We start from the raw sequence: 14,044 nt of genomic DNA, 5'->3' as shown, positions 1-14,044 counted from the left end.
ATTCCCATCCTTTTCATCCTATTTATTTCTTCTATTTTACCATCTAAGTCTATTTCCTATCATATTTTCTTATCTCCTTTGATTAAAAAACACGATTATCCACAGATAACAAAGAAGACTATAATGAATGATAACAACACCATTCAAGGAGGGAATGCTTTGGATTTTCACAGTAAAGATAATATGTACAGCTATACTGGCCGGGACGCGGATGCAGCGTGGAAAGAAAAAATCAGAGAACTCATTGATATTTCATCCATTCACCATGCTGCGGACATAGGCTGCGGAGGCGGAATTTATTCAAGAGCTTTAGCTGCTATCGGGATACCATCTATCCTAGCCATCGATTCTTCCAAGCCAATATTAGAAGGTGCGAAGAAAGACTGCAGCAGGTACCCGAATATTTCTTTTCAGCTTGGGCTGGCAGACAAAACCGGCCTGGAATCGGAAAGTGTTGATTTGATACTAAGCAGAGCATTGGTCCATCATCTTAAAAATCTTGATTCCGTATTTGCAGAAGCATACAGGGTATTAAACAGCAATGGCTATTATCTTATTCAAGACCGGACATTGGACGATTGTTTACTGGAAGGGAGTAAAGAGCACATCCGCGGATACTTTTTTGAAGCTTTTCCGAAATTAAGAGAATTTGAAAAGAAACGGAGATACTCCAGTGATGATATAAAAATAAGTCTTCAGCAGGCTGGTTTTAAAGAGATAACAGCGCATCGCCTCTGGGAGATTAGAAAAACATATCCAAACAAACGAGCACTTCTCGCTGATATTCAATCCAGAACGGGACGAAGTATTTTACATGAATTATCAGATGAAGAGCTGCAGTATTTAAGCGATTATATCGATTATTCGATTGGGGATGATATGGAAGAAGTTGTTGAAAAAGACAGATGGACATTGATTAAAGCAGTGAAATAACTATACTGAATCGTTGAATCTCTATTACTCGAATGCCCGACATAATATCCCCTTTATTCTCTTTCAAAAAACCATTAAATACGTATTGTATATTTATACAATACGTATTATAATTAACCGAAGCTATTTTTCATCTAACCTTAAAAATAACTATAAACAGCTTAGATAAATTATATTTTATGTCTTTTATAATAATGTATATTTATCATACATCTTATGCAATAATTGTTTTATCACGGAGAACCGCCCGTAAAACTCCCGCCTCAAAATAAAGAGCGAAAATAAATTTATTTAGGCGGGAGATAACGGGCGCTAACTCCCTGAATCACTTAACTAATCATTCAGCGGGAGAAGGGCGAAAACTCCCACTGAATGAAGTTTCGTTTTATCGCAATGTAATGAAATGGAGGATTTAAAATGGAAAGAAAGCAAAAAGATTGGGAGCATTTAGTTGATTCGATTGGAAACTTCCTTGCTCCGAGTATGGCAAAAGACCATCCTAACTTGCCTGTTGTAAAGGCAGAGGGCTGTTATTACTATGGGACAGACGGCAAAAAATACTTAGATTTCACTTCAGGGATCGCTGTTGAAAATGTTGGACACCGTCACCCCAAAGTCGTGCAGGCTATCAAAGACAGCGCGGATCATTTGATTCATGGACCATCCGGCGTGATTATCTATGAATCTATTTTAAAATTGGCAGAAGAGCTTCAGGAAATACTTCCGCCCAAGCTGGATAATTTCTTTTTTGGAAATAGCGGAACAGAAGCAATTGAGGGAGCCCTAAAACTCGCAAAGCATGTATCTAATCGTCCTTATGTAATTTCTTTCACAAGCGGATTCCACGGACGGACCATCGGCTCACTCAGTGTTTCTACCTCTAAAAGTAAATATAGAAAACACCTTCAGCCTTCCTGGTTAACTTACCAGCTTCCATACGCACATTCGGAAGACTGTCCGGCCGGGGAAGATCCGGAGGTATTTTTTGCAGAAAAGCTTGAAAAAGAAGCAGCGAATTTATTCCGTCATCAGGTTGACCCGGAAGAAGTTGCCTGTATGATTGTAGAGCCTGTGTTAGGTGAAGGCGGCTATGTTATCCCGCCTAAATCATGGCTGAAGAAAATGCGGGAGATTTGTGACCGGCATGGGATTTTATTAATTTTTGATGAAGTACAGACCGGGTTTGGCAGGACAGGAAACTGGTTTGCAGCCCAAACCTTTGACGTGACACCAGATATCATGGCTGTTGCAAAAGGAATTGCAGCAGGGATGCCGCTTGGCGTAACAATTGCTTCCAAGGAATTAATGGACCAATGGCCAATGGGGTCCCACGCAACGACTTTCGGCGGAAATCCTATCGCCTGCGCAGCAGCACGGGCATCCATTGAAGTCATCAAGGAAGAAAAACTTCTTGAAAATGCACGTACTGTCGGGGATTACGCCCTTAACCAGCTGATACAGTTAAAAGATAAATTTTCGATTATTCATGATGTTCGCGGTGTTGGATTAATGATTGGAATTGCGCTAAAAGATGCAGAAACCGGTGAACCTGACGGAGAAGCCGTGATGAATGTATTAAACAGCTGTCTAGAGAAAGGTGTTCTCTTCTATTTATGCGGAAATGCCGGGGAAATTATCCGGATGATTCCTCCATTAACGGTAACAAAAGCACAAGTAGATGAAGGAATAAAAGTACTTGAAGAGGCATTGACTGCTGTTCAAAACGAAAAATAAGCTCACGTTTTTATAAGGAGGTAGACCATTGAACCATAATAGTGAACAAACAGAAGAGCATACCGTGTCCGAAAAACATTCCAAAAAAGATTTCCTGAAATTTTTGCTGCCCTCCTTATTTGGTATTTTTATATTTCTTTTTCCCATCGTCGATGGAGATACGTTTAATATACCGCTGGGCATTATAACTGAATTTCTTATTGAACAGCTGGAGAACTTCCTGCCTGGTATCATTACATTTACAATGGTTATTTCTACTGTTCTTACGCTCATTGCAATGCTGCTAAAGCCAGCATTTATCGTAAATTCAGAGTTTCTTTCATCCTTATTTAATGTATCTTTTTTCTGGATGGTTGTCCGAGTGCTCGGAACTATTTTCGCTGTGATGACATTCTTCGGAGCCGGGATTACATTTATCCATTCCGAAATTACCGGGCAAGTGATGTTCGGATTATTGACAACCTTGATTGTCTGGTTTTTTGTAGCCTCCTATCTCTTGCCTTATCTCATTAATTTTGGGGCGATGGAATTTGTGGGGACATTACTTCAGAAAGTCATTAAACCATTATTTACACTGCCGGGCCGTTCTGCCATTGATTTATTGGCGTCATGGGTCGGAAATGTCAATGTTGGAGTTGTTCTTACAAGAGAGCAATATCAGGATGGATTTTATACAGGACGTGAAGCAGCAGCAATTACAACCTGCTTCTCAACCGTCTCTCTGCCATTCTGTCTCGTCATCGCGAATATGCTGAATGTTGGACATATGTTTCCTGTCTTTTATTTAACGATTGTCATTGCAGGAGTCGTAAGTGCCATCATTATTCCGAGAATTCCGCCTGTTTCCAGAATTCCGGATACGTATTATAAAGAAAGTCATTTCCAAGAAGAAATTCCAGCAAACACTTCCCCGCTTAAATGGGGAGTTGATCAGGCTGTCAGAAGAGCAAAAAAAGCAGGCACGTTAACAGATCAATTAAAGCAGGGCTCTGAAATATTTCTGGGAATTATTTTCGTTTTATTGCCGCAAGTCATGGCGATTGGAACCATAGCTCTTATTATTGCTGAATTCACACCTGTTTTCCATTGGATTTCCCAGCCGATGATTCCGCTTTTACATCTATTGCAGATTCCTGAAGCGGCAGCTGCTGCACCAGCATCCATTATTGGCTTTATTGATATGTTTTTACCAGCTGTGCTGGCCTCTGGAATTGAAGCCGAGATAACACGATTTGTGATTGGTGCTTTATCGTTAGTTCAAATCATTTATTTAACAGAGATGGGCACCCTGTTGCTGATTTCAAAAATACCGGTTAAATTATGGCACTTACTCGTTATTTTTATTGAACGTACCCTTATTTCATTACCGATTATTGCTTTAATCGCACATATGATTTATTAATTTTTAGTGAACAACTGGCAGGTGGATAGATTTTGTTATATGTTGAAAAACTTTACGAACAATTAGGCAGGGAAAAAGTAACGCAGCAGGAATCCGAATTAAAAAAGCACAGCAAGGATGAATCGATTCATGAAGCAGTGACCCCGGATGTGGTATGTTTTCCGGAATCAAAGAAAGATATACAAATGATCCTTCGTATCGCTTCCAAATATCAGATAGCTGTGACCGCCTATGGGGCAGGCTCCGGTTTGGAAGGACAGGCTATTCCTGTACAAAAAGGAATCAGTCTCGATTTTCGAAACATGAATCAGATTTTGGACTTTTCTCCAGAGGATATGCGTATTACCGTACAGCCGGGATTGATGAAAAGTGAATTGAATCAGTTTGTCCGTCAGCAAGGATTATTTTTTGCAGGAGGTCCTGATTACGATGCAACCATCGGCGGCATGGCAGCTACAAATGCGAGCGGAACCAGAGCTGTACGATACGGGGTAATGAGAGATCAATTACTGGATTTAGAGGTGGTACTGGCTGATGGAATGACCTTTCATACCGGAACAAAAGCAAAAAAATCCTCTTCCGGGTATCATTTAACCAGCCTTTTTGCCGGCTCAGAAGGCACATTGGGGATTATTACAGAAATCACCTTAAAACTCTATGGCATCCCGGAATATTCAACCGTAGCAAGATGTACCTTTGAAACACCGGAGCTATGTGCGATTGCAGCGCAAACCATACAATTAAAAGGCATCCCGGTTATGCGGATGGAATTGATTGATTCTGTCAGCATCGGTATCATCAATGAGCAATGCGGACTTGATTTCCCTGTAAACCATTCTTTATTTTTAGAGTTTGCCGGGCCAAAAAATACGGTTGCGGAAGAGGTAAAGCTCGCTTCCGAAATCATGCATGAGCTTGGCTGCGAGGACTGGGCAGCAGCAAGTGATCCGATCGAGAAAGAGAAGCTTTGGGAAGCGCGGGTAAAATTAGCTGTTTCCTTTCAACATTTAAAAGAATTAAAGGAAATTGGCGGAGATGTATGTGTTCCTATTTCTCAGCTCCCAAAGCTTGTTTCTTTCACCCGTCACAGCATGGATACAAGCGGATTAAAAGGAGCAATCTGGGGGCATATTGGAGATGGTAATTTCCATACCAGCATTATGTTTAATCCAAATGCAGATGGAGAACAAGCATTGGCAGAGCAAACCAATGATGCCATTGTCAAGCTGGCCATTGAATCAGGCGGAACCTGTACTGGTGAACATGGAGTTGGTCTTGGCAAGAAGAAATTTCAGGAAGCGGAGCACGGCACCGCTTTAGAAATGATGCGGCGCACGAAGCAGCTTTATGACTCTAAAGGGATTTTAAATCCAGGGAAGATTTTTTCTTAAACATAAACCTTTTCCCCGTAAATGACTAAAATAAGGCAGTTATTCTTTTGAACCCTTTTAGAGAATAGCTGCTTTTATTCGTGATAACCGTGCTGATTCCTATAAGTTTTTAGTGTTCAAATAACGATATTACGTTTCTGTATAATGCATTTTTATCATCTAAAACCTCATAAGGAACGCCTTCATTGTCAATCACATAGCCTTTTCCTACTGTATAGGATAAACTGTCCCCATTTCTTAATTCTACCTCTATCAGATACTCGTTTTCTTTGTCATCTTTCACCCTATCTACACTATTTATCTGATAAATCCTGTAATCGCTATTAATATATTTGCTTATTTGCTCAGACCCTTCCATCACAAATCTTCTCTCATCCTCTGGAGGGATATAATCCGATAGATTATTAAAATCTTCTGGTATTTTACCAGTCATTTCAATCTCTATTTTTTCAATGTCATTTACGGTAGTTCCCGCGTTATCCTCAACCACCTTATCGAAGGTAGTCGGTAAAGAAAAAGATAAATTAAATATCCACATAATGACTGTTACAACGATTGCCAGTAATAAGATAATGTCAAATAACTTATTTAACCTGGACTTTGGTTCGCGCAAGTTATACCTCCTTTGTTTTCAAATTTTAAATAAATTCATTTATACGAAACGCTAACTTCATACCCTTGTTACTCTATGTATACCCGAATTTTCAACACAATAAAAACCCCCTGCCTACAATGAATTTATCATCGTAAACAGAGGGTTCTGCATGTAAACTGATTTATTATTTATCAGCCAAGTTATAGAAAGAAGTCAATCCGCCATACTCGCCCATGCCAGCTAGTTCATCTTCAATGCGAAGTAACTGGTTGTATTTTGCTACGCGGTCTGTACGGGATGGAGCTCCGGTTTTGATTTGACCGGCATTTGTTGCAACTGCGATATCAGCGATGGTTGTATCTTCTGTTTCACCAGAGCGGTGAGAGATAACAGCTGTGTAGCCAGCGCGTTTCGCCATTTCGATTGCTTCAAATGTTTCCGTAAGTGTACCGATTTGGTTCACTTTAACAAGGATTGAGTTGCCGATGCCTTGCTCGATACCTCTGGAAAGTTTAGCAGTGTTTGTAACAAATAGGTCGTCACCTACAAGCTGTACTTTATCACCAAGACGGTCTGTTAATACTTTGAAGCCGTCCCAGTCGTTTTCATCTAAACCATCTTCAATTGAGATGATTGGGTATTTTGAAATCATTTCTTCATACCAGTCAACCATTTCTTCCGAAGTACGTACCACGCCTTCTCCTTTAAGGTTGTATTTACCATCGTTGTAGATTTCAGAAGCAGCTACGTCCATTGCAAGTTTCACTTCTTCGCCTGGTTTGTAGCCGGCAGCTTCAATTGCTTCTACAATGGTTTGAAGTGCTTCTTCGTTGGAACCAAGGTTTGGAGCAAATCCGCCTTCGTCCCCAACAGCTGTATTGTAGCCTTTAGATCCTAATACTTTTTTCAATGCGTGGAAGATTTCAGCACCAGTGCGCAATGCTTCTTTGAAAGAATCAGCGCCTACAGGCATAATCATGAATTCTTGGATATCCACGTTGTTATCCGCATGCTCTCCACCGTTTAAGATGTTCATCATTGGTGTTGGAAGCGTTTTGGCATTGAATCCGCCAAGATAGTTGTATAAAGGCACTTCCAGGTGATTCGCTGCTGCACGAGCTGCTGCCATCGATACGCCCAGGATAGCATTTGCACCTAATTTCCCTTTATTTTCTGTACCATCTAAATCGATCATTAATGCATCAATGATGTTTTGACGTGTTGCATCTAAACCGATTAATTCAGGAGCGATGATTTCATTAACGTTTTCAACCGCTTTTTCAACGCCTTTTCCTAAATAACGATCTTTATCGCCATCGCGAAGTTCTACCGCTTCATATTCCCCTGTAGAAGCACCGCTTGGTACGATTGCAGAGCCAAAAGCTCCAGATTCTGTGAAAATTTCTACCTCAATAGTCGGGTTACCTCTTGAGTCTAATACTTCTCTTGCGTATACGTCAGTAATATATGGCATTATTTTCTCTCCTTTAATAACATTTATTTTTATTTTTTAATTAAGGATGAACCAGTCATTTCTTCCGGTTTCTCTACATCAAGTAAATCTAATAAGGTTGGTGCTAAATCGGCAAGAATACCGCCATCCCGCAATGTTACGTCATCTTTTGTCACGATAACAGGAACCGGGTTGGTTGTGTGAGCAGTCATCGGTTGATCTTCCAAGGTGATAACCTCATCAGAGTTCCCGTGGTCAGCGGTAATAATCGCATGTCCGCCTAACTCTGTAATTTTATCAACGATTTTACCCAGACATTCGTCTACTGCTTCAATCGCATCGATGGTTGGCTGCAGCATTCCGGAATGTCCAACCATATCCGGGTTTGCAAAGTTTAAAAGAATGGCGTTTTGGGTTCCAGCATCCAGTTCTTTTAATAAAGCATCTGTTACTTCATAAGCGCTCATTTCTGGCTGCAAATCATAGGTTGCTACTTTGGGCGAATCAATCAGAATACGTTTTTCGCCTTCAAATTCTTTTTCACGTCCGCCGCTCATAAAGAAGGTAACATGCGGATATTTTTCTGTTTCGGCAATACGTAATTGGTTAAGCTTATTCTGTTCCAGAACCTCCCCAACGGTATTGTCGAGATTAACTGGTTTATATGCAACATGGCCATCTACCGTTTCACTGAAGTTGGTCATCATGACGAATTCAAGATTTTTCGGAGCGCTCTCGCCGCGGTCGAAATCTCGGAAATCCTCATTCGCAAACGTTCTGGAAACTTGAATTGCACGGTCAGGACGGAAATTGTAAAAGACAATCGCGTCTTCGTCCTGAATTGTTGCCACAGGCTTGTCATTTTCATCTGTAATCACAGACGGAATAACAAATTCATCATAGATTTCGTTCTTGTAGCTGTCTTCAACCACTTCTGCAGCACTATGATAAGAAGGTCCTTCGCCATAAACCATAGCATCATATGCTTTTTTCACACGATCCCAGCGCTTATCACGGTCCATGGAATAATAACGACCGGATACCGTTGCAATTTTACCTACGCCAAGCTCTTTCATTTTATCCTCTGTCTGCTGCAGATATTCACCGGCAGTTTGCGGACCAACATCACGTCCGTCTAAAAATGCATGTACATATACTTCTTCTAAATCATACTGTTTTGCCATTTTTAATAACGCAAACAGGTGGTTGATGTGGCTGTGTACACCGCCATCAGATAACAGACCGAAAAGATGCAATGCTTTGCCCTTTTCTTTCGCATGTTTTACAGCATTCACAAGCTCTTCTACCTCGAAAAAGTCGCCTTCTTCAATCGACAGATTCACACGTGTCAAGCTTTGATAAACAATGCGGCCTGCTCCAATATTTAAGTGACCCACTTCAGAATTACCCATTTGCCCCTCTGGCAGGCCAACAGCATTTCCAGACGCTGTCAACTGGTTATGGGCATAAGCATTCCAATAGCGATCAAAATTCGGTGTGTTTGCTTGCTTGACTGCATTTCCTTTTTCTTCATCGCGGATCGCAAAGCCATCCAGAATAATTAATGCAGCTAATTTATCTTGACTCATTTTGTACCTGCCTCCACTAATTGAACAAATGATTCAGGTTCTAAGCTTGCGCCGCCGACTAGTGCGCCGTCAATATCTGATTGAGAAAGCAACTCATCAATGTTCGCCGGCTTAACGCTTCCGCCGTATTGAATAACAACTTGATCAGCAATGTCTCCGGAAGTAACTTCTGCAATTACCTTACGTGTTTTTGCACAAACTTCATTGGCATCTTCACTGGAAGCTGTTTTCCCTGTTCCGATTGCCCAAATTGGTTCATAAGCAATAATCGTCTGTGTTACCTGTTCATCCGATAATCCTGCTAATGCTTTTTTCACCTGGCCGCCGACAACATTCATTGTTTCGTTTGCTTCGCGCTGTTCTAACGTTTCACCTACACAAACAATTGGAGTTAAGCCATGTGCAAAGGCAGCTTTTGTTTTTTGGTTAACAGATTCGTCTGTTTCTGCATAATACTCACGACGCTCGGAGTGTCCAATAACGACATGCGTTACACCGATATCTGTTAACATAACTGGGCTCACTTCCCCAGTAAAAGCACCTGATTCTTCAAAGTGCATGTTTTGAGCAGCAACTTTTACATTGGACCCTTTTGCTTTTTCAACAAGAGCAGGTAAATGTACGAAAGGTGCACAAACAATTGCTTCTGTATTCCCGCCTGGAGCTTTTGGAATCACAGCATCCATAAAATCAGTTGCTTCTGCTAATGTTTTATTCATTTTCCAGTTTCCCGCAATAACTACTTTCCGCATGCGCTCACCTCATCCATTCTAAATTTATTATTTATCGTTAAGTGCGTCTACTCCCGGCAGAACTTTTCCTTCCATAAATTCCAAGGAAGCTCCTCCGCCTGTAGATACATGATTCATTTCACTTGCCAGACCGAATTTTTCTACTGCTGCTGCAGAGTCTCCTCCGCCGATAACAGAGAATCCTTCTGTTTCTGCTACTGCATCAGCAACAGCTTTTGTACCGCCGGCAAATGCATTTAATTCAAATACACCCATTGGTCCATTCCAAATAACCAGTTTAGATTCTTTGATAATCGAAGCATATTCTTCGCGTGTTTGAATGCCGATATCCAACGCTTCCCAATCAGCAGGGATTTGATCAATACCTACATTTTTTGTATTTGCATCTTCTGAGAAATCATCAGCTACGACAACATCTGTCGGCAATACAAAGTTAACGCCTTTGTCTTTCGCTTTTTGCATGAATTCTTTTGCTAAATCCATTTTATCTTCTTCTAATAATGACTTCCCAATTTCATGGCCTAACGCTTTTACAAACGTATAAGCTAATCCGCCGCCAATAATCAAATTATCCACTTTATCAAGCAAGTTATCAATCACATTGATTTTATCTTTTACTTTTGCTCCGCCGATAATGGCTGTAAATGGCCGTGCCGGATCTTCCAATGCTTGTCCAAGAACTTCAATTTCTTTTTCCATTAATAGTCCTGCCGCGGCTGGAAGCTTTGTAGCAATACCTGTTGTGGAAGCATGTGCACGATGTGCCGCTCCGAATGCATCATTGACATATACGTCTGCCATTTTAGCGAAGGCATCAACAAGCTCTGGATCGTTCTTCTCTTCACCAGCTTCAAAACGAACATTTTCAATTAATAACACATCGCCATTGTTCAATTGGTCAATGGCTTTATTCACTTCTTCTCCGTAGACTTCATCCGTTTTAAGAACCTCTTTGTTTAAGAGTTCACTTAAACGTTTTGCTACCGGGTCTAAACGAAGTTCATCCACAGCAGTTCCTTTTGGACGCCCTAAATGGCTCGCTAAAATAAGTTTTGCTCCTTTATCCGTCAGCTCACGGATCGTTGGCAATGCAGCACGAATACGCGTATCGTCCGTAATTTCATCGTCTTTTAAAGGCACGTTAAAATCGACACGGCAAAATACGCGTTTCCCTTCTACTTGTAAATCAGCAATGGTTTTCTTGTTCAACGGAATCCCTCCTAGTTTGGTATATGCAACTCTTGTTATTATACCATTTTATCTTGCATTCCTGCTAATTCTACAAAAATGAATGTTCTAAAATGAAAATAGAGGAGGAATTGCTCCCTCCTCTATTTCATACCGTTCGGAGAGGCTTGCCTTACAACGAACGTCAATTATTATTTTACAGTCCTTTTTCAGCCATGAATACAGCTAAGTCTACACAACGGCTGGAGTAACCCATTTCGTTATCATACCAAGAAACAACTTTAACCAGGTTGCCTTCCATTACGATTGTAGATAGAGAATCGAAAATAGAAGAGTGGTTGTTTCCTACGATATCAGAAGAAACGATTGGATCTTCTGTATACTCAAGAATTCCTTTAAGCGGTCCTTGAGCAGCTTCTTTCATTGCATTGTTTACATCTTCAACAGTTACTTCTTTATCAAGCTCTGCAACTAAGTCAGTTAATGAACCATCTGGAGTTGGAACGCGTACTGCGTTACCATTTAATTTACCATTAAGTTCCGGTAATACTAAACCTACTGCTTTTGCAGCTCCAGTTGAAGTAGGGATGATGTTTTGAGCAGCTGCACGCGCACGACGATAGTCTTTATGCGGTAAATCAAGGATTTGCTGGTCATTTGTATAAGAGTGGATAGTAGTCATTAATCCACGTTTGATGCCAAAGTTATCATTTAATACTTTAGCGAATGGCGCTAAGCAGTTTGTTGTACAAGATGCGTTAGATACAACATGGTGCTGAGCTGGATCATATTTATCATCGTTAACACCCATAACGATTGTTAAGTCTTCACCTTTAGCTGGTGCAGAGATGATAACTTTTTTCGCTCCTGCTTTAATATGCTTTTCAGCAGCTTCTTTTTCTGTGAAGATACCAGTAGATTCGATAACGATTTCTACGCCAAGGTCTCCCCATCCAAGGTTTTCTGGATCACGTTCAGAAAGTACGTTGATTTCTTTTCCGTCAACAACAAGATTAGAACCATTTACACTGATTTCTTCTTCTAGTTTGCCGTGAACAGAATCATATTTCAATAAGTGTGCAAGCATGTTAGCATCTGTTAAGTCATTGATTGCCACGATTTCCACTTGGTCATTTTTTAAAGATTGACGAAATACGTTACGTCCAATTCTTCCAAAGCCGTTAATACCAACTTTTACAGTCATATTAAATTCCTCCTAAGAATTTCTTGTTTTTTTATTTATATAAAGAGGTTATCCTCTTAATATCTTTTCTGCAGCACCTTGATCGGTTATCAGCAAATTGCTCTTCCCTTGTTTAAAGTAAGAATGAATGGCATGTCCCTTTGATGAGCCTCCGGCAACCGTAATGATATGCTTGGATTCATCCATATCCTCCAGCTGCAGTCCCACTGTTTTTACTTTGTAAACGACGCGTCCATCTGCGTCAAAGTAATAACCAAACGCTTCTGAAACAGCATTTTCTGACTCCAATACATCAATTACTTTTTCGGAAGACCTTCTTCGTTCTGCCATGCGCAGCGCATCACCAACACCGTGTAAAACAATGTCAGCATTTTTTATGACAGCTAACGCATCAATCACATGTGGTTCCTGAATAATTAATTCATATGTGGAATCACTGATTGGATCTGGTACATAAAGCATTCTATACTGGCCATTTGACCTTCTTGCCATCTCTGAAACAATACGTGATGCTTGATTCTCCACCTTTTCGCCAATGCCGCCTCTTGCTGGAACAAATAATACATCCGTTCCCTCTGGCAATGGTTTCATTGCATCAGCTACTGCCGCTATGGTGCTTCCGCCTGTCACGGCAACGGTATTGTTTTTCTGCAGAGTAGATTGCAAATGCGTCACACATGCTTTTCCCATCTCTGCCTTGATTTGAGGGTTATGATCACTATCACCAGGCACTACAATCACATTATCAATAGACAAGGTGCGTTTTAACTGATCCTCCAGATTTTCTAACCGGGACATATCTCCAATCAAAGCAGCTAACTGATCTAGAACTACTTTTCCCTCATTGGTAATAAACATACCTTTGGAGGTCACTTCGACTAAACCTTGTTCATGCAGAAAATCAATCTCTCCGCGAACATGCCGCTCTGTTAAATTTGTACTTTCTGCTAATGCCCGTCTTCCAATCGGCTGATGTAAATGCACATGCTGTAATAACGTGTACCTTTCCTGCATCAAACTTACCAATTCAGGTACGATTTTTCTCTGTAGGGCCATGATGGATTCCATATTAACCATTCTCCTCCATACGGGATTGAAAACGTCCCATGTGGTTGTTTTATGTCCCGATTCATTTGTATTATAACATACCTCTTATCAAAAGCAAAGAAAAACTCTTGAAAATAACGCTGTTTCGCACCCCTTTTGTCTAAAAACAAGGAACCTGTCCTGCCGCCAGTTAAATGCGAAAAAGCATAGGAGTGTTTTCGTTATACTTTTGTGATGAAGAGCAATTATGTCCCGGGGTGTGGTTACCTCCTTACCAAAACATCTGCTAAATCTTATAGCATAAAAAGGCATACAGTTTACTATTCCCATTGCATATGAACTTAAACACAGAATCGAATGTTTACAAAATTTTAATGTTTATATGCGCTGAAACATTTCTTCCGGGTCAATAATGTCCCGAAATACATGATAAGCGTTTAACCATACACATTCTGTTCTTCCATCCAGACAGGGGTACTTCTATATAACTCAACATTCGCACCTAAGAATAAGCATATATATCTTGCTATTCCAGGATGAGCATGTTCTCCATTACCATGCTTGCTTTTTGGTTAAATATCCGTCCATTTGGGAATTAGTGATGATGCATAGCTCCGCTCCGGCCAACCACTCTCGCTTTCCGACGCAGCGGCGCTCTACACTTCACCTTCTATATCTTTATCAAGGGTGTTAGCGAAGGAACAATCAACTCCTGTTTCTATGGAAATAAAGTTACTTTTTAATGTGTGAAAGTTG

At 40.6% G+C, this 14,044-nt stretch carries 11 protein-coding genes; 4 read left to right on the top strand and 7 right to left on the bottom strand.

What is annotated here, in order from left to right; genetic code table 11:
- Positions 1-159 precede the first annotated feature (159 nt).
- The 4 genes from BN997_RS05625 to BN997_RS05610 all read left to right on the top strand — a co-directional run bounded on the left by BN997_RS05625 (position 160) and on the right by BN997_RS05610 (position 5,460).
- Entirely contained in the window at positions 160-933 is a 774-nt protein-coding gene (locus tag BN997_RS05625) for a class I SAM-dependent methyltransferase (protein WP_244882334.1), read from the top strand.
- 417 nt (positions 934-1,350) lie between these two features.
- Positions 1,351-2,667: an aspartate aminotransferase family protein gene (locus BN997_RS05620; RefSeq protein ID WP_042530426.1), complete on the top strand. Its 1,317-nt coding sequence runs from the start codon at positions 1,351-1,353 to the stop codon at positions 2,665-2,667.
- Between the two features lie 28 nt (positions 2,668-2,695).
- Positions 2,696-4,069 (top strand): YjiH family protein, encoded by a 1,374-nt coding sequence (locus BN997_RS05615; protein ID WP_042530424.1) that lies wholly within the window; start codon positions 2,696-2,698, stop codon positions 4,067-4,069.
- Positions 4,070-4,101: 32 nt separating this feature from the next.
- A complete protein-coding gene (locus BN997_RS05610; protein WP_052484924.1) occupies positions 4,102-5,460 on the top strand; it encodes an FAD-binding oxidoreductase in 1,359 nt (452 codons plus the stop codon).
- Positions 5,461-5,569: 109 nt separating this feature from the next.
- Here BN997_RS05610 and BN997_RS05605 read toward each other — a convergent pair whose 3' ends face one another.
- The 7 genes from BN997_RS05605 to BN997_RS05575 all read right to left on the bottom strand — a co-directional run bounded on the left by BN997_RS05605 (position 5,570) and on the right by BN997_RS05575 (position 13,309).
- The gene (locus tag BN997_RS05605; RefSeq protein ID WP_042530419.1) at positions 5,570-6,073 is read right to left on the bottom strand and encodes a hypothetical protein; all 504 of its coding nucleotides are present in this window, start codon (positions 6,071-6,073) and stop codon (positions 5,570-5,572) included.
- Positions 6,074-6,239: 166 nt separating this feature from the next.
- Positions 6,240-7,529, bottom strand: a complete 1,290-nt coding sequence (gene eno, locus BN997_RS05600; protein WP_042530417.1) for a phosphopyruvate hydratase — start codon at positions 7,527-7,529, stop codon at positions 6,240-6,242.
- Between the two features lie 29 nt (positions 7,530-7,558).
- Entirely contained in the window at positions 7,559-9,097 is a 1,539-nt protein-coding gene (gene gpmI, locus BN997_RS05595) for a 2,3-bisphosphoglycerate-independent phosphoglycerate mutase (protein WP_042530415.1), read from the bottom strand.
- Positions 9,094-9,849, bottom strand: coding sequence for a triose-phosphate isomerase (gene tpiA, locus BN997_RS05590; RefSeq protein ID WP_042530413.1), 756 nt, complete (start codon positions 9,847-9,849; stop codon positions 9,094-9,096). Before tpiA ends, gpmI begins: the two co-directional genes overlap by 4 nt.
- Before the next feature lie 27 nt (positions 9,850-9,876).
- On the bottom strand, positions 9,877-11,058 hold the full coding sequence (locus BN997_RS05585; protein ID WP_042530412.1) for a phosphoglycerate kinase: 1,182 nt from the start codon (positions 11,056-11,058) through the stop codon (positions 9,877-9,879).
- Positions 11,059-11,233: 175 nt separating this feature from the next.
- On the bottom strand, positions 11,234-12,241 hold the full coding sequence (gene gap / locus BN997_RS05580; protein ID WP_042530410.1) for a type I glyceraldehyde-3-phosphate dehydrogenase: 1,008 nt from the start codon (positions 12,239-12,241) through the stop codon (positions 11,234-11,236).
- A gap of 48 nt (positions 12,242-12,289) precedes the next feature.
- Positions 12,290-13,309: a sugar-binding transcriptional regulator gene (locus BN997_RS05575; RefSeq protein ID WP_042530408.1), complete on the bottom strand. Its 1,020-nt coding sequence runs from the start codon at positions 13,307-13,309 to the stop codon at positions 12,290-12,292.
- Positions 13,310-14,044: the final 735 nt, after the last annotated feature.

It is taken from the genome of Oceanobacillus oncorhynchi, assembly GCF_000821065.1.
Lineage (GTDB): Bacteria > Bacillota > Bacilli > Bacillales > Amphibacillaceae > Oceanobacillus > Oceanobacillus oncorhynchi.
This window is presented reverse-complemented; position numbering and strand designations above follow the sequence as displayed.